23 protein-coding genes are annotated in these 25,148 nt (G+C 74.2%); 16 read left to right on the forward strand and 7 right to left on the reverse strand.

All coding sequences use genetic code 11. From position 1 onward, the window contains the following. Window positions 1–182 precede the first annotated feature (182 nt). From sigE to O4J56_RS05175, 4 genes are all read left to right on the forward strand, one after another. Window positions 183–818 (forward strand): RNA polymerase sigma factor SigE, encoded by a 636-nt coding sequence (gene sigE, locus O4J56_RS05160; protein WP_270683939.1) that lies wholly within the window; start codon window positions 183–185, stop codon window positions 816–818. Continuing rightward, entirely contained in the window at window positions 815–1,744 is a 930-nt protein-coding gene (locus tag O4J56_RS05165) for an anti-sigma factor family protein (protein ID WP_270683940.1), read from the forward strand. The genes sigE and O4J56_RS05165 overlap by 4 nt, the downstream gene beginning before the upstream one ends. After that, on the forward strand, window positions 1,738–2,859 hold the full coding sequence (locus O4J56_RS05170; protein ID WP_270683941.1) for a sigma-E factor regulatory protein RseB domain-containing protein: 1,122 nt from the start codon (window positions 1,738–1,740) through the stop codon (window positions 2,857–2,859). The genes O4J56_RS05165 and O4J56_RS05170 overlap by 7 nt, the downstream gene beginning before the upstream one ends. A 2,040-nt stretch (window positions 2,860–4,899) precedes the next feature. Beyond that, window positions 4,900–5,754, forward strand: a complete 855-nt coding sequence (locus O4J56_RS05175) for a S1C family serine protease (RefSeq protein WP_270683942.1) — start codon at window positions 4,900–4,902, stop codon at window positions 5,752–5,754. Between the two features lie 66 nt (window positions 5,755–5,820). On the opposite strand, the gene O4J56_RS05180 is transcribed toward O4J56_RS05175, so the two are convergent. Together O4J56_RS05180 and O4J56_RS05185 are read right to left on the reverse strand one after the other, a co-directional pair. After that, complete coding sequence (locus O4J56_RS05180) at window positions 5,821–6,279, reverse strand: nucleoside deaminase (protein ID WP_270683944.1); 459 nt, start codon at window positions 6,277–6,279, stop codon at window positions 5,821–5,823. Window positions 6,280–6,311: 32 nt separating this feature from the next. Further along, entirely contained in the window at window positions 6,312–7,451 is a 1,140-nt protein-coding gene (locus O4J56_RS05185; protein WP_270683945.1) for an Mrp/NBP35 family ATP-binding protein, read from the reverse strand. A 231-nt stretch (window positions 7,452–7,682) separates the two neighbouring features. Here O4J56_RS05185 and O4J56_RS05190 point away from each other — a divergent pair, with 231 nt between their 5' ends. From O4J56_RS05190 to O4J56_RS05210, 5 genes are all read left to right on the forward strand, one after another. Further along, complete coding sequence (locus tag O4J56_RS05190; protein ID WP_270683946.1) at window positions 7,683–8,630, forward strand: RNA polymerase sigma-70 factor; 948 nt, start codon at window positions 7,683–7,685, stop codon at window positions 8,628–8,630. Window positions 8,631–8,947: 317 nt separating this feature from the next. Further along, window positions 8,948–10,159, forward strand: coding sequence for a CPBP family intramembrane glutamic endopeptidase (locus tag O4J56_RS05195; protein ID WP_270683948.1), 1,212 nt, complete (start codon window positions 8,948–8,950; stop codon window positions 10,157–10,159). A gap of 60 nt (window positions 10,160–10,219) precedes the next feature. Then, window positions 10,220–10,891 (forward strand): DUF6758 family protein, encoded by a 672-nt coding sequence (locus O4J56_RS05200; protein ID WP_270683950.1) that lies wholly within the window; start codon window positions 10,220–10,222, stop codon window positions 10,889–10,891. A gap of 27 nt (window positions 10,892–10,918) precedes the next feature. Next, window positions 10,919–11,818, forward strand: a complete 900-nt coding sequence (locus O4J56_RS05205) for a PHP domain-containing protein (protein WP_270683951.1) — start codon at window positions 10,919–10,921, stop codon at window positions 11,816–11,818. Window positions 11,819–11,958: 140 nt separating this feature from the next. Continuing rightward, window positions 11,959–13,116 carry an MBL fold metallo-hydrolase gene (locus tag O4J56_RS05210; RefSeq protein WP_270683953.1) on the forward strand — a complete coding sequence of 386 codons (1,158 nt, stop codon included), beginning with the start codon at window positions 11,959–11,961 and terminating at the stop codon, window positions 13,114–13,116. Window positions 13,117–14,014: 898 nt separating this feature from the next. Here the strand turns inward: O4J56_RS05210 and O4J56_RS05215 are convergent. Together O4J56_RS05215 and O4J56_RS05220 are read right to left on the reverse strand one after the other, a co-directional pair. Beyond that, a complete protein-coding gene (locus tag O4J56_RS05215) occupies window positions 14,015–14,905 on the reverse strand; it encodes an alpha/beta fold hydrolase (protein ID WP_270683954.1) in 891 nt (296 codons plus the stop codon). Between the two features lie 150 nt (window positions 14,906–15,055). Next, entirely contained in the window at window positions 15,056–16,498 is a 1,443-nt protein-coding gene (locus O4J56_RS05220) for a DEAD/DEAH box helicase (protein WP_270684014.1), read from the reverse strand. 825 nt (window positions 16,499–17,323) lie between these two features. On the opposite strand from O4J56_RS05220, the gene O4J56_RS05225 reads away from it, so the two are divergent. The 3 genes from O4J56_RS05225 to O4J56_RS05235 all read left to right on the forward strand — a co-directional run bounded on the left by O4J56_RS05225 (window position 17,324) and on the right by O4J56_RS05235 (window position 19,101). Then, window positions 17,324–18,037 carry a ferritin-like fold-containing protein gene (locus tag O4J56_RS05225; protein ID WP_270683956.1) on the forward strand — a complete coding sequence of 238 codons (714 nt, stop codon included), beginning with the start codon at window positions 17,324–17,326 and terminating at the stop codon, window positions 18,035–18,037. Between the two features lie 262 nt (window positions 18,038–18,299). Next, window positions 18,300–18,611, forward strand: coding sequence for a DUF6401 family natural product biosynthesis protein (locus tag O4J56_RS05230; RefSeq protein WP_017627330.1), 312 nt, complete (start codon window positions 18,300–18,302; stop codon window positions 18,609–18,611). A gap of 247 nt (window positions 18,612–18,858) precedes the next feature. Continuing rightward, window positions 18,859–19,101, forward strand: a complete 243-nt coding sequence (locus O4J56_RS05235) for a hypothetical protein (RefSeq protein WP_270683959.1) — start codon at window positions 18,859–18,861, stop codon at window positions 19,099–19,101. 90 nt (window positions 19,102–19,191) lie between these two features. Here the strand turns inward: O4J56_RS05235 and O4J56_RS05240 are convergent, their stop codons facing one another. The 3 genes from O4J56_RS05240 to O4J56_RS05250 form a co-directional block, all read right to left on the reverse strand. Beyond that, window positions 19,192–20,010, reverse strand: a complete 819-nt coding sequence (locus tag O4J56_RS05240) for a mechanosensitive ion channel family protein (RefSeq protein ID WP_270683961.1) — start codon at window positions 20,008–20,010, stop codon at window positions 19,192–19,194. 294 nt (window positions 20,011–20,304) lie between these two features. Continuing rightward, window positions 20,305–20,946, reverse strand: coding sequence for a TetR/AcrR family transcriptional regulator (locus tag O4J56_RS05245; protein ID WP_270680997.1), 642 nt, complete (start codon window positions 20,944–20,946; stop codon window positions 20,305–20,307). Between the two features lie 354 nt (window positions 20,947–21,300). Next, window positions 21,301–21,543 carry a hypothetical protein gene (locus O4J56_RS05250; protein WP_270683963.1) on the reverse strand — a complete coding sequence of 81 codons (243 nt, stop codon included), beginning with the start codon at window positions 21,541–21,543 and terminating at the stop codon, window positions 21,301–21,303. Between the two features lie 163 nt (window positions 21,544–21,706). Here O4J56_RS05250 and O4J56_RS05255 point away from each other — a divergent pair, with 163 nt between their 5' ends. The 4 genes from O4J56_RS05255 to O4J56_RS05270 all read left to right on the forward strand — a co-directional run bounded on the left by O4J56_RS05255 (window position 21,707) and on the right by O4J56_RS05270 (window position 24,993). Then, window positions 21,707–22,612 (forward strand): alpha/beta fold hydrolase, encoded by a 906-nt coding sequence (locus O4J56_RS05255; protein ID WP_270683965.1) that lies wholly within the window; start codon window positions 21,707–21,709, stop codon window positions 22,610–22,612. 239 nt (window positions 22,613–22,851) lie between these two features. Further along, window positions 22,852–24,030 (forward strand): adenylyltransferase/sulfurtransferase MoeZ, encoded by a 1,179-nt coding sequence (moeZ, locus tag O4J56_RS05260; protein WP_270683966.1) that lies wholly within the window; start codon window positions 22,852–22,854, stop codon window positions 24,028–24,030. Window positions 24,031–24,181: 151 nt separating this feature from the next. After that, window positions 24,182–24,541, forward strand: a complete 360-nt coding sequence (locus tag O4J56_RS05265) for an SPW repeat protein (RefSeq protein ID WP_270683968.1) — start codon at window positions 24,182–24,184, stop codon at window positions 24,539–24,541. Window positions 24,542–24,663: 122 nt separating this feature from the next. Next, complete coding sequence (locus O4J56_RS05270) at window positions 24,664–24,993, forward strand: MGMT family protein (RefSeq protein WP_270683970.1); 330 nt, start codon at window positions 24,664–24,666, stop codon at window positions 24,991–24,993. The last annotated feature ends 155 nt before the right edge of the window (window positions 24,994–25,148 follow it).

A 25,148-nucleotide genomic window follows, 5' to 3' on the forward strand; every position in this document is an offset into this window, starting at 1 on the left:
CGGTCCGGGGGAACCGGTCCCGGAGGAACTTATTCTGAGCGTCCCGGCGTTGGACCAGGGGAAGGTACCGACGGGACCGAACCCGGTGGGCGACGTGAGCCCTCCCCGGAACCGGCGACCCGGCCCGCGGACCCTCCCCGCGGCGCCGCGACCGGTGCCCGGGACGAGTGAAAGGAGTAGCGGTGGCCGACCCCGACGCTGCCGTGGACTTCGAGCAGTGGGAACCCCCGAGCTGGGAGGACGTGGTCGCCAACCACTCCGGCAGGGTCTACCGGCTCGCCTTCCGCCTCACCGGGAACAAGCACGACGCCGAGGACCTCACCCAGGAGGTCTTCATCCGGGTGTTCCGGTCGCTGTCCACCTACACCCCCGGAACGTTCGAGGGGTGGCTGCACCGCATCACCACCAACCTCTTCCTCGACATGGCGCGCCGCAAGGCGCGCATCCGCTTCGAGGGCCTGGCCGAGAACGCCGACGAGCGGCTGCAGGGTCGCGAGCCCTCGCCCGCCCAGTCCTACGACGACCGGCACTTCGACGCCGACGTGCAGGCGGCGCTGGACGCGCTGCCCGCGGAGTTCCGCGCGCCGGTCGTGCTGTGCGACATCGAAGGGCTGTCCTACGAGGAGATCGCGGCGACGCTGGGGGTCAAGCTGGGCACCGTGCGCAGCAGGATCCACCGGGGGCGCGCGCAGCTGCGCAAGGCCCTGGAGCACCGCCGCAGGATGGCGGCCCGGCAGGGGTCCGCGGCCCCCGAGGACCCGGGGGCGGACGGAGCCGGTTCCGCGCCGCCGAACGTTCGGACCCGGGAGGCGGAATGACCACGGAGCACTTGGGTGAACGCCTGTCCGCACTCGTCGACGGCGAGCTGGGGGCGGCCGAGCGGGACCGGGCCCTGATCCACCTGGCCTCGTGCGACCCCTGCCGCTTCGAGGCGGACATGCTGCGCCGCCTCAAGCGGCGCCTGCACGGCCTGGACGGCCCCGAGCCCGCGGCGGACCTGCTGGGGCGCCTGTCGGCGCTGGGGAGCCCGGCGGCGGAGCCGCCGCAGGGGCCCCCGGACCGGGGCGGGGGGCCGCACCCTTTCGGCGGGTCGGCGCCGCTGGGGTCTGGGCCCGCGCTCGGTGACGGGCCGGGGCTCGGCGACGGACCGGGCCTGGGCGGGAGGCCGGGCTTCGGCGCGGTCGACGCGGGTGGGCCCGGTGGGCCCACGGCACGGCGGCGCCCGCAGGCGTCAGCGCTCCGCGCTGCGGCGGCATTCCTACCCTTCCGGTCCTCGGGCGAGGACCGGCGGGAGTTGGAAGCCGCCGAACGCCGCCCCCGCGCCGCGCGGCAGCGCCGGCGCAGCCCGCGCTACCCCCGCTACGCCATGGCGGGCGCCTCGCTCGTCGCGGTGGCCCTGGGGGGTGCCTTCGTCGCCGGAGGCGAGGAGGATCCCGGCCCCGTGGTCCGGCCGCCCCTTCCGGACTACACGCTGGAGCACGCGTTGACGGCCGGGGAGGCCGTGCTGCCGCCCGGGCACGACGAGCGCCGCGCCGGAGGGGACAAGGAGCGGGGCGCCGTTCCCGCCCTCCACGACCCGGAGGACGGCGGGAGCGCCGACGGTTCCGGCCGTGAGGACGTCGGCGACCGGGACCGGGACGGCCGCGAGGGCCGGGACGGCACCGACGGCACTGACGGCGCCGCCGATGCCGGCCCTGACGGCGGCGACGGCGACACCCGCACCGACACTCCCCGGGCGTGGTGAGCGCCCCGGACCGACCCCTCAGCGCACGGCACAGCGGCGGTGGCGCGGCCCCCGGGCCGCGGGCCGCCGTGCTGCTGGTGCTGGTCCTGTGCTGCGCGGTGCTGCTGGTGGTGCTCCCCGCCGCATCTGCGGCGCCCCAGGCCGCCCAGCGTCCGGCGTCCGGCAGCGACGACGCCATGGGGGTGCTGCGCCGCGCGGCCAAGGCCGCCCGCGAGCAGCCGTATGAAGGGGTTCAGGCGATCAGCACCACCGGCCCCGCCGGGACCGAGCACCGGCTGGTCGAGGTGGAGCACGTGCCCGGGGCGGGGCTGCGCGTCGGACTGGTCGCCGACGCCGGCGGGGAGCACCCGCTGCCGCCGGGCCGGTCCAGCGCCTTCCCCGCCCTGGACGAGGCCATGCTCGACGCCCTGGCCGAGAACTACCGGGTGATCGGTGCCGGGGACGGCGAGGTCGCCGGGCGGTCGGCGCGCATCGTGGAGGCGCTGCGCGCGGACGGCAGCGCGGCGGGGCGCTTCTGGGTCGACCGGGAGTCCGGGCTGCCGCTGCGCCGGGAGAGCGTCGACGCCGACGGGCGGCCGGTGCATACGGTGGAGTTCACCCGCATCGGCGAACCGGGCGGGGAGGACGTCCGCGCCGACGGGGGCGGGGGGACCGCTGCGGAGGCCGAGGCCTGGGGGCGGCCGCTCGGAGCCGACGAGCTGCGGCGGCTGCGCGAGGGCGGCTGGCGGCTGCCGGAGCGGATCTCCTGGAACATGCGCCTGGTCGAGGCGCGCTCGGCGCGCGCGCCGACCGGGCGGGTGGTGCACCTGGGGTACACCGACGGGCTGTCCGTGGTCTCGGTGTTCGTGCAGCAGGGCCGCCTCGACGCCGGGTCGCTGGAGTCCGCCGACGGGGTGCGCGCGGTGAACGACGGCGGCGGGACCGTCTACGTGGGCGAGTCCGGGCGGCAGCTGCGCATGTGGGAGTCGGACGAGCACGTGTACACGATCCTCGCCGATGCGCCCGGTGATTCGGTCGCTTCGGCGGCCGCGGCCCTGCCGTCCCCGGACGCCCCGGGCTTCTGGGGCCGCATTCGACGGGGCTTCGACAGGTTCGGAGAATGGCTCGGCATCTGACGTGTCGACCCCGGCCACAGCATCGCCACGACTGCGGCCGGGCGTCCTGATGTCCATGGCGGGGACGCGGTCCCTTCGGGCGGCCCTGGTCGGTCGGTAGGGCGCGGTTGCAGTGCCCCTGACGGCGGTGCGGGCTCCCTGCCCGCAGGATGGCGGCTGGCCTGGTACCCCGCTCACGCACCCCGCCCGGGCGGCGGGCCGACGGGGTGCGAGGCGGAGGGCGGCGACGACGGAGGTCGGCGGCCCCTCGGGTAGCGCCGTCGGCCGTGGGGCGTGTGCGTGGTCGCCGGTGATGGCAGCGACGGCGACAGCGGGGCGGTTCCCCGGCCCTGCCTGCCGTCCGGCGGGTTCCTCACGGTCCGGGGAGGACGGCGCGGGGGCGGGGTACGTGGTCGCCCGCGCCCACGGCGGCCGTCGCGCCCCTACTCCGCGATGATCTCGACGAAGGTGCTGTCATTCCGGGCGTTTTGACAGCACTTCTGTCGAGATCATCGCGGAGGGGGCGGGCGGGTGGCGAGGGGCATCTTGGGTGGTGAAATCGACACCTGATCTGCGAAAAAGCGTCGATTTCACGACGCTGGATGCGCGGCCCCCTCTCCCGCAGTCCGGTATGCCCGGTATGCGCCACCCGGGCGGGCCGGCGGCCTCCACGAGCGCGGGCGAGCGCCCGCCCCACCGCGCCGCCGCCCGGACGGACGGCAGGCTGGGCCGGGGAACCGCTGGGCTGTTGCCGTCGCTGCCCTCGGCCCCACGCCCCTGGGGTCTGCCGCCTGACTGGTGGGGGCGGGGGCCGCTTGGCTGTTGCCGTCGCTGCCCTTGCCCCCACACCCCCGGGGCCCGCCGCCCGGCCAGGGGGCTAGAGCGGGGTACCTGTTCTGCCGCCTACCTGGACTGGGAGGGGGCTGCCGCCTGGCTGGTGGGGGCGGGGGCCCGCTTGGCCGTCGCCGTCGCTGCCCTTCACGGTGACCACGCACACGCCGGGTGGCCGAGGGCGCTGGGGCGTGGACCGCTGGCCTTTGTCGTCGCTGCCCTCGGCCCCACCCCCCGGGGTCTGCCGCTCGGGCGGGGTCCTGGGATGAGGTACTTGTTCTGCCGCCTACCGGGACTGGGAGGGGGCCTGCCGCTCGGGCGGGGGCCTGGAGTGGGGGTACCTGGTGAGCCCTCTGCGGTGACCAGTTGCACGTCCGCCTTCGACAATGCTGCGGGGAGGGGCGTGCGCCCTTGTCGTCCCCGTCCTCGTTCTCTTCCCCGCCTCTCGGCCGCCTGCCGTTCCGCCAGGTCGGGGAGTCCGCGGGGCGCGGCTGTCGGATGTGACACCGCTCGCGCGGACGGTCACCTGCGGGCGTCCCGGGCGGGCATTCTCGAAAGGGCATTGTGGCCGCCTGTGGCCGGTGGCGCGGGCCGGGCGAGCGCGGTGGCGGGCCGATGGGGTATACCGCCCTTCGGGGACGTAAAGTACGCCGTCGGAGACTCGGTGTACCGCAGCCGACACCGGCCGGACCGCGCGCACCGCTCGTACCGCCCGCTAACCGACGGTTTACGCCACCACCCCCACAATCGGGGGCGGCAGCGACAGACGGAGACTTCATGACCGACGAGACCGGACCCCCCTCCCCGGACGGCCGGGGGACGCCGTCACGGCCGCAGCAGCCGGGCGGCGAGCCTCCCCGGCCCTGGCCGGCCGCGGCCGGGACCGGCCCCCAGCCGTCGGGCTCCGGCCCCGCGGGGCCTCCGCCGCGGAGCCCCGGCGGCCATCAGGGGGCCGGTGCACCCGGCGGCCAGCCCGGGCTCGGCGCGTCCGGTGGCCCGCACGGACCCGGCGCGCCCGGCGGCTCGCAGGGGCCCAGTGGCCTGCACGGGCCCGGTGCGCCCGGCGGCCCACAGGTCCCCGGTGGCCCTCCTCCGGGGGCCCGGCCCCCCGGTGGCCCCCCTCCGGGCGGCTTCCCCGGCGGCGGACAGCCGCCGCAGGGGCCTCCGGGCCCCGAGGGCTACGCGGCGGCACCCCCGCCCGGGCCGCCGCCGCGCCGCCCCCGCAAGGGCATGCCGGTGTGGGCGGTGCTGGTGACCGTGCTCGTCGTCTCCCTGGTCTCGGCCGGGGTCGGCGGCTACGTCGGCGGCGGCATCGGCGGGCTCGACGCCGAGCCCACCTCCGACGGCCCCAAGCTCAACACCGCACTGCCCAGCGACGCCCCCAGCCGCGCCCCCGACACCATCGCCGGGGTGGCCCAGCGGGTCAGCCCCAGCGTGGTGTCCATCCAGCCGAGCGACCGCAGCCAGGGCGGCAACGGCTCCGGGTTCGTCATCGAGGGCGACCACGTGGTGACCAACTACCACGTGGCCGGCGCCCTGGAGGACGGCATGGAGGTCGTCTACGGCAACGGCCGCTCCAGCCCCGCCGAGATCGTGGGCACCCGGCCCGAGTCGGACCTGGCGGTGGTCAAGGTGGAGCGCCCCCAGCAGGTGGAGCCGCTGGAGTTCGGCACCTCCGAGGACGTGACGGTGGGGGACCAGGTCATCGCCATCGGCGCCCCGCTGGGCCTGGCGGGCACCGTGACCACCGGCATCATCAGCGCCAAGGACCGCCAGGTGGCGCTGGGCGAGGACGGCGACCGCACCGACATCGACGCGCTGCAGACCGACGCGGCCATCAACCCCGGCAACTCCGGCGGCCCGCTGGTCGACCTGGAGGGGCGGGTGATCGGCGTGAACACCGCCATCGCCACCATGGGCACGGCCACCGGCGAGCAGAGCGGCAGCATCGGCCTGGGCTTCGCCATCCCCTCCGACCGCGCGGACGTGGTCGTGCAGGAGATCATCGACGGCGGCGGCGCCGGCGGCAGTGGCGCGGGGGACGAGGACGAGCGGACCTCCGACCCCAGCCCCGGCGGCAACTGACCCGTGGAACGGCGAAGGCCTCCGGAAGGGATCCCTTCCGGAGGCCTTCGCACCGTGGCGGGGCGGCTACCCGTCCTCGCCGATGTCCTCGTTCCACAGGGCCGGCTCGGCGGCGATGAACCCGGTCATCATCCGCACGCACTCCTCGTCGTCGAGCACCACCACCTCGACGCCGTTCTCGGCCAGCCAGTCCTGGCCGCCGGAGAAGGTGCGCTTCTCGCCGACCACCACGCGGGAGATGCCGAACTGGCGCACCAGCCCGCTGCAGTACCAGCACGGCGCCAGCGTGGTCACCATGGTGGTCCCCGCGTACGAGCGCTGGCGCCCGGCGTCGCGGAAGGCCGCCGTCTCCCCGTGCGCGGACGGGTCGCCGTCCTGCACCCTGCGGTTGTGCCCGCGGCCGAGCACCTCGCCGCCGGGGCCGATCAGCGCCGCCCCGATCGGGACGCCGCCCTCGGCGCGGCCCGCGCGGGCCTCCTCCAGGGCGACGCCCAGCCACGTCCGGTAGTCCTCGGTGCCGGGCACCCGGCCCCCCCTCCTCGTCGGTGTCCCCGCGCCTACTTGCGGGTCGGGCTGATCCCCAGCTGCATACCGGACAGGCCGCGCGGCTTGCCCGCGAGCTTGTCGGCGATGCCGTTCAGCACGCCGCCCGCCTCGGAGTCGGGGTCGGACAGCACCAGCGGCTTGCCCTCGTCGCCGCCCTCGCGCAGGCGCACGTCCAGCGGCACCTGGCCGAGCAGCGGCACCTCGGCGCCCAGCGCCGTGGTCAGGCCGTCGGCGACCTTCTGGCCGCCGCCCTCGCCGAACAGGTAGGTGCGCTCGTCGCTGCCGGGCGCCACGTAGTACGACATGTTCTCGATGACCCCGGCGACCCGCTGGTGGGTCTGCGCGGAGATCGCCCCGGCGCGCTCGGCCACCTCGGCGGCGGCCTGCTGCGGCGTGGTCACCACCAGGATCTCGGCGCTCGGCAGCAGCTGGGCGACGGAGATCGCGATGTCGCCGGTGCCCGGGGGCAGGTCCATCAGCAGCACGTCCAGGTCGCCCCAGTAGACGTCGGCGAGGAACTGCTGCAGCGCCCGGTGCAGCATCGGGCCGCGCCACACCACCGGCTGGTTGCCCTGGGTGAACATGCCGACCGAGATGACCTTCACGTCGTGCGCGGCCGGCGGCAGGATCATGTCCTCGACCTTGGTGGGCGGCAGCTCCACGCCCAGCATCCGCGGCACCGAGTGGCCGTAGATGTCGGCGTCGACCACGCCGACCTTGTGCCCCTCGGCGGCCATGGCGGCGGCGAGGTTGACGGTCACCGACGACTTGCCGACGCCGCCCTTGCCGGAGGCGACGGCGAAGACCTTGGTGAGCGAGTTCGGCTTGGCGAAGGGGATCTCCTTCTCCGCCTGGCCGCCGCGCAGCTTGGTCTGCAGGGCCTTGCGCTGCTCATCGCTCATCACGTCGAGTTCGACGTCCACCCGGGTGACGCCCTCGACCTTGGAGACGGCCTCGGTGACGTCCTTCTCGATCCGGCCCTTCATGGGACAGCCGGCCACCGTCAGGTAGATGCCGACGTGCACGGCACCGCCGTCGGCGATGTCGACGCTCTTGACCATGTCGAGGTCGGTGATGGGACGGCGGATCTCGGGGTCCTGGACGGTCGCCAGGGCCGCGTTCACCTGCTCGGTGGTGGGAGTGGAGGACATGTACCCCATGGTAATGATCGCGCGCCGTGACGAGAACACGCGGGGATACCTGGTAAGGGTACCCTAATTCGCAGGTCAGGCGGGAGTCCCCGGCGCCGGTCCGGGTACCGGCGAGGGCGCGGGCGCGGCGGCCGGCGCGCCCGGTGTCACGGATCGGCCCCGGGCCGTGTCCTCTACTGTGGCACGATTCCGCCGCCGCCATGGGCGGCCGCGACCGAGGAGGGAACAGGCATGGGCGAGCCCGGGACGCCGGACACCGGGGTGCAGGGCGGTTCGGACCGGGAGCGGGAGTTCACGCGCCACCGCAGGCTGCTGTTCGGTGTCGCCTACGACATGCTCGGCAGCGTCCACGACGCCGAGGACTGCGTCCAGGAGACCTGGATCTCCTGGGACCGCCGCGACCGCTCCGACATCGCCGAGCCCCGCGCCTACCTGGTGCGCTCGGTCACCAACACCGCGCTGAACCGGCTGCGCTCGGCGCGCGCCAGGCGGGAGACCTACGTCGGCCCGTGGCTGCCCGAGCCCGTCGCGACCGCCCCTGACGCGGCCGAGGAGGTCGAGCGCGCGGACGAGGTCTCCTACGCGATGCTCGTGGTGCTGGAGAGGCTGGGGCCGGTGGAGCGGGCGGTGTTCGTGCTGCGCGAGGTCTTCGGCCTGCCCTACGCCGAGATCGGCGCGGCGGTGGGCCGGGAGGAGCCCGCCGTGCGGCAGATCGCCCACCGCGCCCGCGCCCACGTGCGGGAGAGCAGGCCCCGGTTCACCGCCGACGAGGCCGAGCGGCGCCGCCTGACCGAGCGGTTCCTCGCGGCGGCCGCGGTCGGCGACGTCGACGCCCTCAAGGACATGCTGGCCGAGGACGCGCAGCTGGTGACCGACGGCGGGGGCAGGGTGCGGGCCGCGCTCAACCCGATCCACGGCGCCGCCAAGTGCGCCCGCTTCCTCGCGGCCCTCGGCCCCAAGTACCCGGGGGCGGCGGCCGAGGAGGTCGAGGTCAACGGCGGCCCCGCGGTGGTGATGCGGATGCCGGACGGCCATGTCGTCGGTCTCTTCGTGGCGGAGATCTCCCAGGGGCGCTTCACGAACATCCTCGTTCAGCGCAATCCCGACAAGCTGCGGGCGTTCGCGCTCGACGGGGGCCGCGACGGGAACGCCGAAGGCGCGGGGGAAGGCGGCGCGTGACCGCGCCCGAGCCGGGCCGGGGCCGTGCCGGACTCCGCGCGCGTTCAGGGGGGTCCCCGCGCGGGTGCGTGCACGGTCCCGCGCGCGCGGGGCCCACGAGCTGCGCATCCCTGGGAACGGATGCGGCGGGTTCTTAACAGCGGCAATACATGGCCGGATAGTAATCTCGGCAAACGATGAGAAATACGCCACCGCCGCCGGACGCGTCATGGTCGTCCGAACCGCCGGATTGGGAGCGGGGCCGGGGTACAGGGGATTCGGGTCCCCAGGCGTGGGCCGGTCCGCCGGACGGCGCCTCGATGGAGGGCGGGCGCCCCGTGTGGGCGTGGCCGCCGCCGGAGCCGCCCCGCCCCACAGGGGTCGGGCCCGCGTCGGCCCGCCCCGGGACGCCCTATCACCGGCTCGCCCGCACCTGGCGGTTCCGCTGGTGGATCCCGCTGCTCGCGACGGTGGTCGCGGTGCTGCTGGTGCTCCTCACCCAGATCGTGATGTTCATGGCCGCCGGCATCTACATGGTGCTGGAGGGGCGGCCGACCAGCGGCGAGTCCCCGTTCGGCGCCGAAGTGCCCGACCTGGCCTTCATGCTCGTCGTGCTGTCCACGATGACGCCGATCGCGTTCCTTGTGGTGCGCACCGTGCAGTGGCGGCCGGTGGGGTCGCTGATGTCGGTCGAGGGGCGCCTGCGCGGCCGGTGGCTGGGCGTGTGCGCGCTGGTGGCGGTGCCGGTGGTCGGCCTGTACCTGGGGGCGCTGTACACGCTGCAGCTGCTCACCGGCGGGGACGTGGCGTTCGCGGGCCCGTTCGTCGGCATGGAGCGGTTCCTCCCGGCGCTGGCCGTCATCGTGCTGCTGGTCCCCTTCCAGGCCTCGGCCGAGGAGATCGCCCTGCGCGGCTTCATCATGCAGGCGGTGGGGTCCTTCGGCCGCCCCGCCGACAAGCCGCGCGGCACGTCGGTGGTCTCGCGCGCGCTGCGCACGCCGGTCGCGGCGATCCTCGTCAGCGGCACCGTGTTCGCCCTGATGCACGACTACCAGGACTGGGCGCTGCTGGACGTGGCGGTGTTCGGCCTGGCCGCGGCCTGGCTGACCTGGTACACCGGCGGCCTGGAGGCCGCGATCGGTCTGCACGTGGTGCACAACCTGGCGGCCTTCGCGCTCACGGCCTATGAGGGCGGACTGGCCGACGCTGGCACCGGGTCGGGCTCGTGGACCGGGGTGGTGGGCACCACCGGGGAGATGCTGGTGTACTGCACGGTCGTGGCGCTGCTGGCGCGGCGGACCGGCGTGCGCCGGACCGTCCCCGGCGACCCGGACGACCACCCGGAGCCGCCCGCGCGGCGGCGGCTGCCGCACTGGGCGCTCCAGCAGTCGCCGGTGAGTCCCGTCGCCGAGCCGCGGCCGCAGGCCCCGGTGGACCCGGCGCCGCACGGCACGCACTTCACCACCCCGCCGCCGGGCCTCTACCCGGGAGGGAACGCCGCCGGGCCGTACCGGGAACCGCCGCCCGCGGGCGGACCCGCGGCGCCCTGACGCCTCACCTGCACGGCCGGAGTTTCCGCGCAGGTCGGCGGGGTATCCATCGGGGTGACCATGTTGCGAGAACCCTCGTGTCCCCGCTGCGGGCGCCGCGTCCGGCCCCCGGGCCTGTGGACGAGCGCCTGGCAGTGCGCCGCACACGGCCCGGTGGCGCCGTTGCAACCGGCCCGCGAACCGGGCGAGACTTCGCTGGACCTCCTGCTGGACGCCGCTCAGGTGCCGGTGTGGCTTCCGTGGCCGCTGCCGGTGGGCTGGGTGGTCACCGGCTTCGCGCACGCCGGTGACGAGCGCAGCGGCGCCCTCGGGATCGCGGTCGCCCTCTCCGGGCCCGCTCCGCTCGGCGGGGTGGGGGAGATGGCGGTCGTCGCCGAGGACCCCGGCGTCGGGCTGGGGGCGCGGCTGGCCGGGCTGATCGGCCCCGACCCCGGGGCCGGGTTCGACAAGGGCCCGCCGGAGCTGCGGGTGCGCCACGACGGCCACGACATCCCGATGTGGAGCGTGGACACCGGAGGGACGCGCACCGCCGTCTACGCGGGCGAGGCGTACGCGAGCTGGCTGTGGCTGGTGCTGAGCCCCGCCGACACCGGGGTCCTGACCTGCGAGCTGTCCGGCCTGCGGGACCTGCGCGACCGGGTGGACGGGGCGACCCTGCCGCCGCCGTTCGGGGCGCCGTCGCCCTTCCTGGAGACCGCGCTGCGGCCGGTGGACGGCGACGAGCCTCTCTGAGGCGGCCGTGTCCCTAGAATCGGTGCGGTGACGCGCACACGCATCGACCTGCACACGCACAGCGCGGTCTCCGACGGGACCGACGCCCCCTCCGACGTCATCGGCCACGCGCGCGCGGCGGGGGTGAACGTGCTCGCGCTCACCGACCACGACACCGTCGCAGGCATCGCCGAGGCCGCGAAGGTGCTGCCCCCCGGCTTCACCCTGATCCCCGGCATGGAGCTGTCCTGCGCCTACCAGGGGTCCAGCGTGCACCTGGCCGCCTACCTCTTCGACGCCGACGCCCCGGAGCTGGCCGGGGAGCTGCGCCGGATCCGCGACGACCGGGTGAACCGGGCGCGCGAGATGGTGCGTCGGCTGGGGGAGGCCGGGATCGGCGTCACCTGGGACCGGGTGCAGGAGATCGCCTTCGGGGACGCAGGGTCGGCCGGAGACGGGGCGCGGGAGGCGGGAGTGGTCGTCGGACGTCCGCACATCGCCCGCGCCATCGTCGAGGCCGGGGGCGCCGCCGACGTGCAGGACGCCTTCGACCGGTGGATCGGCTCCGGCGGGCCCGCCTACGTCACCCGCTACGCCCTCGACCCGGTGCGCGCCGTCGCGGCGGTGCGCGCGGCCGGAGGGGTGTGCTCACTGGCGCACCCGGCGCGGTCGGAGGGCATGCTGACCGGGGCGGTCCCCGAGGACCTGGTGGAGCGGATGGCGCGTGCCGGGCTCGGTGCCATCGAGGCCGACCACCCGAGCCACGAGGAGGCCGAGGCGGAGCACTGGCGGGGTGTGGCGCGGGATCTGGGGCTGGCGGTGACCGGGTCCAGCGACGACCATGGGGCGCTGACCGGCCACCGCATCGGGGCGCGTACGACGGCGCCGGAGGAGTTCGAGCGCCTGACCGCGCCCGCCACCGGGGCGGCGCCGATCACCCGTGGGTGACCAGCGCCGCTTATGGGAGGCTTAGCGGCCGGATGCCAGGGTGACCGGTCGCGTGCGCGGGGTACCGGCGCACCCGCGGGGGCCGCCACAATGGTCCCGCACGTATCGGAAGTTCGGACGCGAATCGAAGGGTCGGCACCGTGTTCTGGAAGCGGAAGGGCAAGAAGAAGGGGACCGGCGAGGCCGAGGAGGCCTCCGCGGTGGCGATCGACGAGTCCGCGGACGAGAAGGAGGCCGCCGAGGAGGAGGCCGGATCGGACGCGGAGACCGCGGAGAAGGCGGGTAAGGCGGACGCCGACGGCGGCGAGAAGGAGAAGCCGGCCGAGGAGAAGTCCGCCGACGCGGAGGACGAGGACTCCGAGGGCGCCGAGGACACCGACTCCGACGAGAAGGAGCCGGAGAAGAAGGCCGCCGCCGACGAGGAGGCCGCCGACGAGGACGACTCGGACGAGGAGACCGAGAAGAAGTCCGAGAAGGAGACGGAGGACGACTCCTCCGACACCGACACCGACTCCGACACGGAGGCCGGGTCGGAGTCCGAGGGCGCCGACGCGGACGCCGCCGAGGACGACGAAGACGAAGAGTCCGAGGACGACGAGGACGAGTCGGACGACAAGCCCGCCGCCAAGAAGAAGCGGGAGATCGAGCCCGAGGAGCCGGGCATCGACGAGCCCGACGACGACGGCGTCCAGCGCGTGCGCACCGCCGGGACGCTGGAGGTCGACGGCGAGGAGTACAAGGTCGTCAACAACACCTGGGTGGTGAAGGCCGACGACGAGGGCGTCATCGTCATCGACCCCGCCCACGACGCCGAGGCGATCATGGAGGCGGTCGGCGACCGCGAGGTGTACCTGGTGGCCTGCACCAACGGTTACAACACGCACATCGGTGCGGCGGTGAAGGTGGCCGAGCGCGACGAGGCCCCCATCGCCCTGCACCGCCGCGAGCTGCGCCCGTGGCGCAAGGTGCACGGCGCCGAGCACCCGCCGGAGATCGAGATCGAGGCGGGCGGCTCGTTCAGCGCCGGCGACCTGGAGATCGACGTTCTGGGCCTGCCCGGGACCTCCTCGGGCAGCGTCGGCTACTACATCTCCCAGCTGGGCGCCGTCTTCAGCGGCGACACCCTGCTCGCGGGCGAGCTGGGCACGGTGGGCGACGGGTACATCGACTACACCCGGCAGCTGCACTCGGTCGGCGAGGTGCTCATGTCCCTGCCGCCGGACACCCGCGTCCTGCCCGACCGCGGCCCGGAGACCACGGTCGAGGAGGAGTCGGGCAACTTCGACTCCTGGGTCTAGAGGCCCCGTCCGCTCATCGATCCCGGGGAAGCCGGGGTTGCCGCGCCCGTTTCAGGCCCGGCTTCCCCGAGATCATCGCGGAGGGGCCCCCGGGCGGCGCATACCGGGCATAACGGGCGGTCGGCGCGGGGCTCGGCCGTCCCGCGTCGTGAAATCGACGCTTTTATGCAGATCAGGTGTCGATTTCACCACCCAAGATGCCCCTCACCACCCGCCTGCCCCCTCCGCGATGATCTCGACAGACGTGCTGTCAAAACGGCCGGAATGACAGCACCTTCGTCGAGATCATCGCGGAGTAGGGGCGCGGCGGCCGCCACGAGCGCGGGCGACCAGGCACCCACCCGGTCGCGGAACCGCCCGGACCGAGAGCAGCCCGCCGGACGGCAGGCGGGGCCGGGGAGCCGCCCTGCTGTTGTCGTTGCTGCCGTTACCGGCGAGCACGCACACGCCTGCCGCCTGACAGCGCTAGCGGAGGGGTCGCCGGCCTTTCCTCGTCGCCGCTCTCCACCTTGCACCCCGACGGCCTGCCGCTCGGCTGGGGCCGGGAGCGGGGTACCGGCTCAGCCGCCCATCCGCCCGGACCGAGAGCAGCCCGCCGGACGGCAAGCAGGACCGGGAGACCGCCCTGCTGTTGTCGTTGCTGCCATTACCGGCGAGCACGCACACGCCTGCCGCCCGGCTGGGGCCGGGAGCGGGGTACCTGCTCAGCCGCCCATCCGCCGGGACCGAGAGCAGCCCGCCGGACGGCAAGCGGCCCGCAGTAGGGCACCAGCCGGGCGTCCACCCACCCGCACCGCGAAAACCGGCACTCAAGGTGTCCGTTTCAACCCCGGCCTCCCCGGCCTTGCCGCTCCCCGGCTTCCCTAGCCTTCCCGGCTCCCCGGCCTCCCCGACACCGTCACAGGTTGTCGCGGGCGGGGGTCTCCACCGTGTTCCAGAAGCGGGTCAGGGCGCTCGCCGTGGTCTCCGGGGCCTCGACGTTCGGGGAATGGGCCGCCCCCGGCACGACCACCTTGCGCGCGGACAGCTTGTCCGCCATGGCGGCCTGCAGGTCCGGCGGCCAGGCGTCGTCGTTCTCGCCGTACAGCACCATCTTCGGCAGGTCCGTCGCGGCCAGCTCCGCCGTCCGGTCGCCCGCGGACAGGATCTCCTCGCACATCCGCACCAGCCCCCGCGGGCTGTTCGCCAGCATCCGCGTGCGCAGGAACGCCAGGATGTCCTCGGCGAGGCCGCTCGACCGGGCGGGGGCGTCCAGGAACCGCTCCCACAGCTCCGCCAGCCGCTCCGGCGTCGGGTCGCCGCCCAGGTAGCCGATGAGCCGCTGGGCGTCGTCCACGCGCCCCTGCGAGGGCACCGCGGCCGGCCCGGAGCTCATCAGGGTGAACGACAGCAGCTCCGCCTCACCCGACAGCACGGTCTCGCGGGTCACCAGGCCGCCGTAGGAGTGGCCGAGCAGATGCACCGGCCCCTCGCCGAGCGCCGCGGTCAGCGCGGCGACCGAGCGGCCCAGCCACGCCGTCCCGTAGCCGTCGAAGTCGTCGGGGCCGGGCGACTCGTACTGGCCCGGCAGATCGACGGCGACCACTTGGCGGCCGGCCTGCGCGAGCGTCTGCAGCAGGCCGATGAAGTCCTCTTTGCTTCCGGTGAGCCCCGGTACCAGGACCGCCGGGCGGTGTTCGCAGCCGCCGGAGGTGGGCAGCGCGCGCAGCGCGGCGAAGGTGCCCATGTCGGTCGTGACGTCGGCCCGCCTGACACCGGGCGGGAGTTCCAGAAACCGGGGTGTGCTCACGACGGTTCACCCTAGACGATCCCGCGTCCGCCCAGGATCCGCAGGTGCGGCGGGGCGGACGCCGATCGGTGGCGGGGCGCGCTCCGCGCCCCGGGGAGGGGGTCCCGTCGGGCCGCCCCCTCCGCTTCGTACGCTCGGGCCCGGTGGGGCCTAGCCCTCCCGGCCCTTGTCCGGGCCGCCCTGAGCGTTCTGGCCGGGCACGTCGACCCCGCCGCGGGTGCGGCGGCGCCGGCGGCGGCGCGGCTTCGCAGCGGCGCCCTCGTCGCCGGAGGCGGCGGGGGTCTGCGCGCCGTCCTCGGCCGGGGCCTCGGACTCGCCGCGGCCCCTGCGGGTGCGGCGGCGGTTCCGGCCGCGCGAGCGCGCCGGCCGCTCCTCCTTCTCGTTCCGGCGGCGCGGGCCGCCGGTGTCGCCGATGTCCTCGACCTCCTCGGCCTCCAGCCCGGCGCGCTCCTGGCGCTCCTTGGCCAGGCGGCCCTTCGTGCCCTCCGGGATGCGGAGGTTCTCGAAGAAGTGCGGGGAGGTGGAGTAGGTCTCCTCCGGCTCGGCGAGGTCGAGCTCGAGCGCGTTGTTGATCAGCTTCCAGCGCGCGATCTCCTGCCAGTCGACGAAGGTGACCGCGGTGCCCGAGCGCCCGGCGCGGCCGGTGCGGCCGATCCGGTGGGTGTAGGTCTTCTCGTCGTCCGGGCACTCGTAGTTGACGACGTGCGTGACGTCGTCCACGTCGAGCCCGCGCGCGGCCACGTCGGTGGCCACCAGCACGTCGATCTTGCCGTTGCGGAACGCCCGCAGCGCGCGCTCGCGCTGGCTCTGGCCCAGGTCGCCGTGGACCGCCGCGGCCGCGAAGCCGCGCGTCTTGAGCTCCCCGGCGACCTTGTCGCAGGCCCGCTTGGTCTGGCAGAACACCATGCTCAGCCCGCGGCCCTCGGCCTGCAGCATCCGGGCGAGCATCTCCACCTTGTCCATCGGGTGCGTCCGGTAGACGAACTGCTCGATGCCGTTGGTGGCGGTGTGGTCCGGGTCGTCGTCGTCCCCGGCGCGCACGTGCGTGGGCCGGTTCAGGTAGTTCCGCGACAGCGCCACGATCTCGCTCGGCATGGTCGCCGAGAACAGCATCGACTGGCGCTCGTCGGGGATCTTGTTCAGGATGCGCTCGATGTCGGGCAGGAAGCCCAGGTCGAGCATCTTGTCGGCCTCGTCGAGGACGATCGCGCGCACCCCGCCCAGGCTCAGGTGCTTCTGCTTCTCCAGGTCGAGCAGGCGCCCGGGGGTGCCGACGACGATGTCCGCGCCCTCCTTGAGCCCCTCGATCTGCGGCTCGTAGGCGCGCCCGCCGTAGACGGTCAGGATGTGGGCCTTGGTGCGCTTGCCCGCCGTGGACAGGTCGGCCGCCACCTGGATCGCGAGTTCGCGGGTGGGGACGACGACCAGGGCGCGGGGGCGCTTGGGCTCACCCGGCGACTTCTGGGCCAGCTGCAGCAGCGGCAGGCCGAACGCGAACGTCTTGCCGGTGCCGGTGCGCGCCTGCCCGATGATGTCGGACCCGCTGAGGGCCAGGGGCAGCGCCAGGGACTGGATCGGGAAGGGTTCGAGGATCCCTTCGGCTTCGAGGGCGTCGGCGATCTCGGCGCTGACGCCGAGGTCGCGGAACGTCCGTCGGGGTTCGCTGGTGGTCTCTGTGTTCGTCAGGGCTCATGCCTCCATCTGGGCGGGCCGCGCGCTCTCTGCGGCGGCCTCGGCAGGGTCGGCCTCACGGGCGCCGCGCCTGCCGCGCGTGCGCCGATGCGGCGCGAGGGGCGGTGCGGGCCGCCCTTCTCGGCGCGGGCCGGTTCCGTCCGGCGCGGCCGGGTGCCGCGCGGGGCGCCCGCCGTTCGGGCGCGCCGGTCCGTCCGCTCTGTGTTGTCCTGGTGCGCGTCGTCCTGGTGCGCGGTGCGCGGCACCGCGCGGACTCCTCCGCTGCGGGGCGCCTTCCGCGTCCGGCCGGGGCGGCCGGTGCGCGGCGGAGGAACCCGCCGCAGCCGGGGGGAGCGTCCGCGCCTGTGGCGCTCGGCCGCCGATCACGGAGCCGAGTCTATCGCGGCGCCCCGCCGCTGGACATGCCGCATCCCGAGGCGTTCCGGGACGGGCCGCGACGACCGGGTGCGGGCGCCGTTCAGCGCCCGATGGTGGAACGCCGTCCGAGGGCCGGAATAATCCCCGGACGGCCGACGCCGATTCCCGGCTCCGTCCCCGCGTGGTCCCCGCATGGTCTCCGTGCGGCCGCCCCGAACGACCGCCCCGCGCGGCCGCGGCCCGTCACCGCCGCGCGGATCCGGAAACTGTGGGCCCCGCTCCGTCCCTGCCCGCGCGGCCGCGTCCGCGTGTGCGGGCGGGCCGGCCGGGCCGACCGGCGGGGTCGCGGGGCTGGCTAACCTTGCCTTCATGACCGATACCTCCGCCACCTCCGCGGCCGCGCAGGCCCCCAGCGGCGTCGTCGACCTGCTGGGCCTGCTCGCCTACGCCGAGCTCGTGTCCTTCTTCCGCCTCTCCGACGCCGCCGGGCTGGCGCCGGACCTGGCCGCCAAGGGAGAGCTGGCGGGGGTGGCCGCCACCGAGTACCGGCACTACCGGATGCTGCACGAGCGCCTGGCGGCGATGGGCGCCGATCCGGAGGCGGCCATGGCGCCGTTCGTGGAGCCCCTGGACGCCTGGCACGGCCGCACGGAGCCGCGCACCTGGCTGGAGAGCCTGGTCAAGACCTACGTCGGCGACGGCATCGCCGGTGACTTCTACCGCACCGTCGCCGAGCACGCCGACGCCGAGACCGCCGAGGCCGTCCGCGGCGCGGTGTCGGAGACCGAGCGGGCCGAGGCGGTCGCGGTGCGCGTGCGGACCGCGGTGCAGGAGGATCCGAAGCTGGCCGGGCCGCTGTCGCTGTGGGCCCGGCGGCTGGTGGGCGAGGCGCTCAGCCAGGCCCAGCTGGTGGCCGCCGCCCGCCCGGAGCTGGCCGCGCTGGTGGCCCGGGGCGCGACCGGCGGCGACTCCGGCGAGGGCGGGAGCGGGGGCAAGGGCGACCTCGCGGCCGTCAGCCGGCTCTTCGCGGGGCTGACCGAGGCGCACTCGGCGCGCCTGGAGGCCATGGGGCTGAGCGGCTGACCCGCGGCGCCGGTGCGGCCGGGCGCGGAGGCCGGCCGGATGGGCCGGATCGGCCGACGGCGGCCGGATCGAGCGGGTCGGCCGACGGCATCGGCCGTGATCGGGCCGGATCCGCCTGCGTGGGAGGAACCGCAGGTCACAGCAAGGGTGTCGGAAAAGTGAGCCCGGTCACTCGGACACGGGAAGGTCATGTTTCGGTCCCGAATTGACATATAGTCGGACGGGTCCGGAGTCCGTCCCCCGACTGTGAGGTTGTGCGTCCATGCGCAGTGGGTTCGACGCGCAGGGCCCGCTGGCCCGACTGTCACGCGAGTTCGACGTCTTCGGTCCCCTCGGCGGGGGAGCCGAGCCCTGGCTCACCGCTGAGCTGGACCAGCACGCCGCCGCGGTGCGCGACTCCATCGTCGGCGGCGGCGCCCGGCTGACGCGCCGGAGCCTCACCGGCTACCTCCGCGGGTTCGTGGACGGCTGCCGTGAGCGCGGCTGGCACAGCACCTCCTCCGAGTACGACTGGGAGACCCTGCGGCTGCTCGCGATCTGCCGCCTGGCCAAGGAATGCGGATTCGTCCGCTAAGTTGGTCTGGCCCCAGTGGAACCTCAGGCGCACGAGCGCGCGCCGATCCGCGAAGTGATCTCGCAGAGGCACTCACGGGGCGTACGCTGATCCGTACCCGGGGTCACGTATCGGCCGCGGGCCCCTCACCTGGCGTGGGGAGCCCCCCGCAGCCGGCGCACACGGAGCGGAATCCGAGAAGCCCCCTCGAGGACCCGCCCCGGGATCGAAGCTGCGGCCGAGAGGTGCCGCGAGAAAGGAAGAGCGCATGAGGAGCGGTCGGCACGGGGCCGTTCGGCCACCCGTCGGGGTCCTGATCCAGCAGGATCGCACCGACTTCATTCTCTTCGCCGTGATCCTCCTGGTCGCCGTGGGCGTGATGGCCCTGACCGGATGGACGAGCCCGGCGTTCTGGGTCTCGCTGCTGTCCGTTCCGGCGACGGTGGTCCTCATGATCCGGCGCATCGACCGCCTGTCCCGGGACGAGCTGCGCGCCGAGGAACTGCTCTAGATCCACGCGCGGGAAGGGGGCGGGACCGGTGAACGGTCCCGCCCCCTTCAGGAGCGCCCGCAGGCGTCTCCGGGCGCGCCAGGGTCTCGGTCAGGTCTCCTCGGTGCCGCGGCTCTCACCCCCCGCGGTGTGGCGGCCCGCCGACATGCCGTGGCCCGCGCGCTCGGTCCCCTCGTCGCGCTGCTGCGGCATGCCGCCGCCGGCCATCGCGTCCGACCGGCCCGAGCCGTAGGCCTGGCCCTCCTGCATGCGGGAGGTCTCCCGCTCGGCGGCGTCCAGCCACCGGGACCAGCGCTGCTGCATCGGCCGGATCATGCCGCCGCCGACGCCGACCACCAGGATGCCGCCGACGGTGGCCAGCACCGCGATGAGCACCGGCTGGGTCACCGTGGTGGCGACCCCGATCTGGTTCAGGGCCGCGATGACGCCCAGCGCCATGATGAACACGCCGACCAGGTTGGCGACGAGCCGCCCGTAGCTGAGCCCGCCCATGGCCCCCGAGACCACGTCCCGGGCGGCCTTGGCGACGATGCCCGCCACGACCACGATGACCAGTGCCACCACGGCCTGCGGGATCCAGGCGACCACGGCGTTGAGCATCTGGGTGATCGGGTTGGTCGGCCCGAACACGCTGAAGGCCAGCTGCAGGGTGATCAGCAGGCCGGCGTAGTACACGATCTTGCCGCACAGCTCACTGGCCGAGTACCGGCTGCGCTGGAAGTACTCGCCCACCCCCGTGCGGTCCAGCCCCCGGTCGAGGCCGACGCGGGCCAGGCCCTTGCCGACGACCATGCCGAGGAACTTGGCCACCAGCCAACCGATGATCAGGATGGCCAGGAACGCGGCGAATCTGGGAACGAAGGCCGCGATGGCGGTCCACGCCGTCGTCAGCCCCTGCCCGATGTCCATGTCGTCTCACCCCCGATGGCGCCCCGCCCGGTACCCGGGTAACCGCCCCGCGTACGCTCGGCGAAACGAAAAGAATCGCTTCTCATCCCGGCGATTACCCGTTATGAGCAGGGCCGAATCGTCGGAGGGTGACGATGGGCAACTCTCGGTAAAGGGCGGGTCATGCGCCGACCATCCGGCCGGGGGTCGGACCGGGGCACGGAAGGGCCGGGTGCGCGCCTGAGGGAGGCGTCGGACGGGACGGGGGCGGGGCGGGGGTGGAGGAGGCGGCGCGGCGGAGCCGCGCCAGGGCCGCTAGGACTCGGAGGACCCGCCCTCGCGGGTCAGGTCCCACCCGGCCAGGCCGCGCCAGGCCAGACGGGCCACCAGCTGCTCGGCGGCCTCCTTGGGGATCGACCCCGACAGGCTCAGCCAGTACCGGGCGCTCGTCTCCGCCATGCCGACCAGGCCGATGCTCAGGATGTGCGCCTCGTCCTCGGAGATGCTCGTGTCCTGGCGGATCACCTCGCCGATCAGCGCGGCGCACCGGTGCAGGGTCTGCTCCAGCTTCTCGCGCACCGCCGGAAGGTTGCGCAGGTCCGACTCGAACACCAGCCGGAACGCCTCGCCGTCCCCGGCCACGAAGTCGAAGAACGCCTGGAAGCTCGCCTTGACGCGCTCCCGGTTGTCCGTCGTGCTCTCCAGGGCGTCCCGCTGCTTCTCCACCAGGGCCTCGGAGTGCTGCTCCAGCAGGGCCAGATAGAGCTCCAGCTTGCCCGGGAAGTGCTGGTAGAGCACAGGCTTGCTGACGCCGGCGCGCTCGGCGATCTCGTCCATCGCGGCCTGGTGGTACCCCTGCGCGACGAACACCTCCTGGGCGGCGGCCAGCAGCTGCCGCCTGCGGGCGAGCCGGGGCAGGCGGGTTCCGCGCGGCCGGGCGTCTGAAGGAGCTGTCACACCCACATCCTCCGAACTGGTGCGGCACGGCGGGCGCCGCGGTCGACGGTCGGACAAGGAACGCGCCTCGGAGACGAAGGATGGGGAGCTGCCCGGCGCGTGTTCCTTCTGGTCATCTTACTGGGACGTAGGTTACGCCCGCCCGTCCCCCACCACCACCCTCAACCGTCTGCGCTCCGCGCAGCAGCCCTCCCGCAGTGTCGCCCACCACCACCCTCAACGAGCCACGCTCCGCACCGCCGCCCCTCCGCCCTACGGCCAACGCCTCAGGCATAGAACCAGGCGTGCCGGAACCAGGAGTGCCGGAGTCACGCGTACCAGGCCAGGCGCTCCCGGAGCGGAACCGTGCGGTCCCTACTCGCGGTACTCGTCGTCGTCCCCACCGACCTCGAGGTGCTGCTCCACCGCATCGCCCTCCGGGACGTCGTCGGACACCCCCAGCGGCCGGTCGGCCGACCAGGTCTCCTCCTCGCCGACCTCCGCGCGCTGCTCGGCCAGGTCGGCCTCGGACGTCTCGAAGTCCCCTTCGAACTCGGCGTCCCGTTCGGCGGCCTCCTGGGCCTTCCGCCCGTTCTCCTGCTGCCACTGAGCTGCCACGAGTCCCCCCTGGATCGTCGTGAAGCCTTCCTGCCACCGGATGTCTACCCGCCACGGGTGGCGCGCATCCCCGGCCCCTGCACCTGTGGCCGTCCGAGTCCGTAGAGTTCTCCGCACAAGGTGATCCGCACAACGAGAACCGTGGACCCGTGAGGGGGTGTCCGTGATCGACCCCATCGACCCGTGGCCCGGGGAGCTGCGCACGGTCGGCGGTCGGCGGCTGCACGTCCGCGCCGGAGGGAACGGCGGCAGCCGCGTCGTCTACCTGCACGGGCTCGGCGGGTCGTCCACCAATTGGACCGACCTGATGGGCGCCCTCGCCGACGACCACCTCGGCGAGGCACCGGACCTCCCGGGGTTCGGCCTGTCCCCGCCCCCGGACGACGGCGACTACTCGGTCGACGCGCACGCCGCCGCGGCCGCCGGGGTGATCCGCTCCGGCGCCCACCCCGTGCACCTGGTCGGCAACTCCCTGGGCGGCACCGTGGCGGTCCGCCTCGCCGCCGACCACCCGGAGCTCGTGCGCACCCTCACCCTGATCTCCCCCGCCCTGCCCGACCTGCGGCCCCGGCTGGTGCCCTACCAGATGGTCGGCGCCCTGTTCCCGGTGCTCGGCCCGGCCGTGTACACGCGCATCCAGAGCCGACCGGCCGAGGTCCGCGTGCAGGACATGCTCGACGCCACCTACTACGACCCCGCCGCGGTCCCCGCCCAGCGGGTCATGGAGGCGCTGGAGGCCGAACGGGAGCGGGAGAGGTGCGGGCACGCCGTCGAGGCGGTCCTGGAGAGCCTGCGCGGGCTGGTGGCCGAGTACCTGCGGCGCGGACCGCGCTCGCTGTGGCGGCAGGCCTCCGGGCTCCAGGTGCCCACGCTGCTCGTCTACGCCATGGCCGACCGGTTCGTCGACCCGCGGATCGCCCGCCGCGCCGCCCGGGTCTTCCCGCGCAACCGGCTCGTGGTGATGAACGAGACCGGCCACGTGGCGATGATGGAGCGCCCCGAGGCGGTCGCCCGGGAGGTGCGCCCGTTCCTCGCCGGGGCCGACGCGGCCCGCACCCGCCCCGCCTGACCCCGGCCCACCGCCCGCCCACCGCCGCCCCGCCTGACCTCGCCCGACCCGGGGCGCCCGCGCCGTCCGCGGCCGCCGTCCGAGCCGGGTCCCCGGGCGGGGAATCAAAAACCCCACCCCGTAGGTTGGGTATAAGAGCAAGCTCGTCACGTGCCCGATCCGAACCTCCGGCCGGCCCCGGCCCCCTCCGGAGGGACCGCGGGCGGCGTGGCGCCGACGAGAACTGTTGAGGAGCCGCTGTGTCGCTGCCGCCGCTGGTCGAACCAGCCGACGAGCTGACCGTCGACGAGGTGCGCCGCTACTCTCGCCATCTGATCATCCCCGACGTGGGCATGGACGGCCAGAAGCGCCTGAAGAACGCCAAGGTGCTGGTCGTGGGCGCCGGCGGACTCGGGTCGCCCGCCCTGCTCTACCTGGCCGCCGCCGGTGTGGGCACGCTCGGCATCATCGACTTCGACGTGGTCGACGAGTCCAACCTGCAGCGCCAGATCATCCACGGGCAGAGCGACGTGGACCGCCCCAAGGCGGTGTCCGCGCGCGACTCCATCCGCGAGGTGAACCCCAACGTCGAGGTGGTCCTGCACGAGGAGCGGCTCGACTCCGACAACGCCTTCCGCATCTTCGAGCCCTACGACCTCATCGTCGACGGCACCGACAACTTCGCCACCCGGTACCTGGTGAACGACGCGTGCGTCCTGCTCGGCAAGCCGTACGTGTGGGGGTCGATCTACCGGTTCGACGGGCAGGCCTCGGTGTTCTGGGCCGAGCACGGCCCCTGCTACCGCTGCCTGTACCCCGAGCCCCCGCCGCCCGGCATGGTGCCCTCCTGCGCCGAGGGCGGCGTGCTCGGCGTGCTCTGCGCCTCGATCGGCTCCATCCAGGTGAACGAGGCCATCAAGCTGCTGGCCGGGTTCGGCGAGCCGCTGGTCGGCCGCCTGATGATCTACGACGCCCTGGAGATGAACTACCGCTCGGTGAAGGTCCGCAAGGACCCCGAGTGCCCGCTGTGCGGCAAGAACCCCTCCATCACCGAGCTGATCGACTACGAGGAGTTCTGCGGCACCGTCTCGGACGAGGCCCAGCAGGCCGCGGCCGACTCCACCATCACCGCCGCCGAGCTCAAGCGGATGATGGACGACGGCGACGACTTCCAGCTGGTGGACGTCCGGGAGAAGAACGAGTACGAGATCGTCAGCATCCCCGGCTCGGTCCTCATCCCCAAGGGCGAGTTCCTGAACGGGGAGGCGTTCGCCAAGCTGCCGCAGGACAAGAAGATCGTCCTGCACTGCAAGTCGGGCGCCCGCTCGGCCGAGGCGCTGGCCGCGCTCAAGGGCGCGGGATTCTCCGACGCCGTCCACGTGGGCGGCGGCGTGCTGGCCTGGGTGAAGCAGGTCGACCCGAGCCTGCCGAGCTACTGACGCGCTGAACCGCCGGGGCCCGGTCCGCTCTCTCAGCGGGCCGGGCCTCCGTGTGTCCAGGGTCCCCGCCGCGCATCGGTTGTGATCTGTGCCACTCCTGGGTATCTATCAGGCGCCGACCCGACGGATCGGCAGCGAGGGAGGTGCGGCCATGGAGATCAAGGGGCGCGCGGCCGACTGGGCCGCCGTCGCGGCGGGTGTGCTGCTGTCGGTGAGCTGGATCTGGGACGCGATGGTCGGTCCGCCGCGGGCGGCGATGTTCATCCTGGGGCTGCTCATCATCCTCTCGGCGACGATGTCCATCACCCGCCCCGGGCTGATGGCGAGCGAGGCCTTCATCTTCGCGCTGGGGGCGCTGGTGTTCGTCCTGCCGTGGCTGATGGAGTTCACCGCCAACATGGCGGCCGCGTGGACCTCCTGGATCCTGGGTCTGGTCGCGATGGTCGCGGGCGTCGTGGGCAGCCTCCAGGCATCGGGGACGATGCACCGGCGCGGACCCGTGCCGCACTGACCCGCGCCCGCGCGGACGGTCGGGCGGATCCTGTGTTGATCTCGGGAGAAACGACGCTTCCGGGCCGCTTTTAGGGGCACTTTCCCCGAGATCAACGACGCGGGGGCGCTAGGGTCCCCGGTATGCCGCGACCCGACAGCCATCCGACCGAGTACGCCGAACGGGTGCTCGACATCGTCGAGCGGATCCCGCCCGGAAGGGTCATGTCCTACGGGGACATCGCCGAGCTCCTCGGGGAGGGCGGCCCCCGCCAGGTGGGGACGGTCATGTCGGTCTGGGGCGGCGGCGTCCCCTGGTGGAGGGTGCTCCGCGCCGACGGGACGCCCGCGCCCGGCCTGGAGGTCCGCGCGCGGTCCCACTACGCGGCCGAGGGCACGCCCCTGCGTCCGTCGGGCCGCGTCGACATGGCCGTCGCGCGCTGGGAGGGCCCCGACCCCTCCGACCCCGTGTGACGCGCGGCTCCCGCCGGGCGGACGCGAGCGCTCCGGGGCGGGGGCGGCGTACCGGGTGTGAGTCATTTCCCGGAAAAATGGGTACGGATGTTCGAGTCCTTGTTCCCCGATGCGGGTGAGCATGTGGTGAACTGGGTCGGGTGAACCCGTCCCCG

It is taken from the genome of Nocardiopsis endophytica (assembly GCF_027706725.1).
Lineage (GTDB): Bacteria > Actinomycetota > Actinomycetes > Streptosporangiales > Streptosporangiaceae > Nocardiopsis_A > Nocardiopsis_A endophytica.

Coding starts and splice junctions, on each gene's coding strand:
- O4J56_RS05165 (WP_270683940.1), top strand. CDS start 815: ATGACCACGGAGCACTTGGGTGAACGCCTGTCCGCACTCGTCGACGGC.
- O4J56_RS05175 (WP_270683942.1), top strand. CDS start 4,900: ATGCCGGTGTGGGCGGTGCTGGTGACCGTGCTCGTCGTCTCCCTGGTC.
- O4J56_RS05185 (WP_270683945.1), bottom strand. CDS start 7,451: ATGTCCTCCACTCCCACCACCGAGCAGGTGAACGCGGCCCTGGCGACC.
- O4J56_RS05190 (WP_270683946.1), top strand. CDS start 7,683: ATGGGCGAGCCCGGGACGCCGGACACCGGGGTGCAGGGCGGTTCGGAC.
- O4J56_RS05200 (WP_270683950.1), top strand. CDS start 10,220: ATGTTGCGAGAACCCTCGTGTCCCCGCTGCGGGCGCCGCGTCCGGCCC.
- O4J56_RS05225 (WP_270683956.1), top strand. CDS start 17,324: ATGACCGATACCTCCGCCACCTCCGCGGCCGCGCAGGCCCCCAGCGGC.
- O4J56_RS05230 (WP_017627330.1), top strand. CDS start 18,300: ATGCGCAGTGGGTTCGACGCGCAGGGCCCGCTGGCCCGACTGTCACGC.
- O4J56_RS05235 (WP_270683959.1), top strand. CDS start 18,859: ATGAGGAGCGGTCGGCACGGGGCCGTTCGGCCACCCGTCGGGGTCCTG.
- O4J56_RS05240 (WP_270683961.1), bottom strand. CDS start 20,010: ATGGACATCGGGCAGGGGCTGACGACGGCGTGGACCGCCATCGCGGCC.
- O4J56_RS05265 (WP_270683968.1), top strand. CDS start 24,182: ATGGAGATCAAGGGGCGCGCGGCCGACTGGGCCGCCGTCGCGGCGGGT.
- O4J56_RS05270 (WP_270683970.1), top strand. CDS start 24,664: ATGCCGCGACCCGACAGCCATCCGACCGAGTACGCCGAACGGGTGCTC.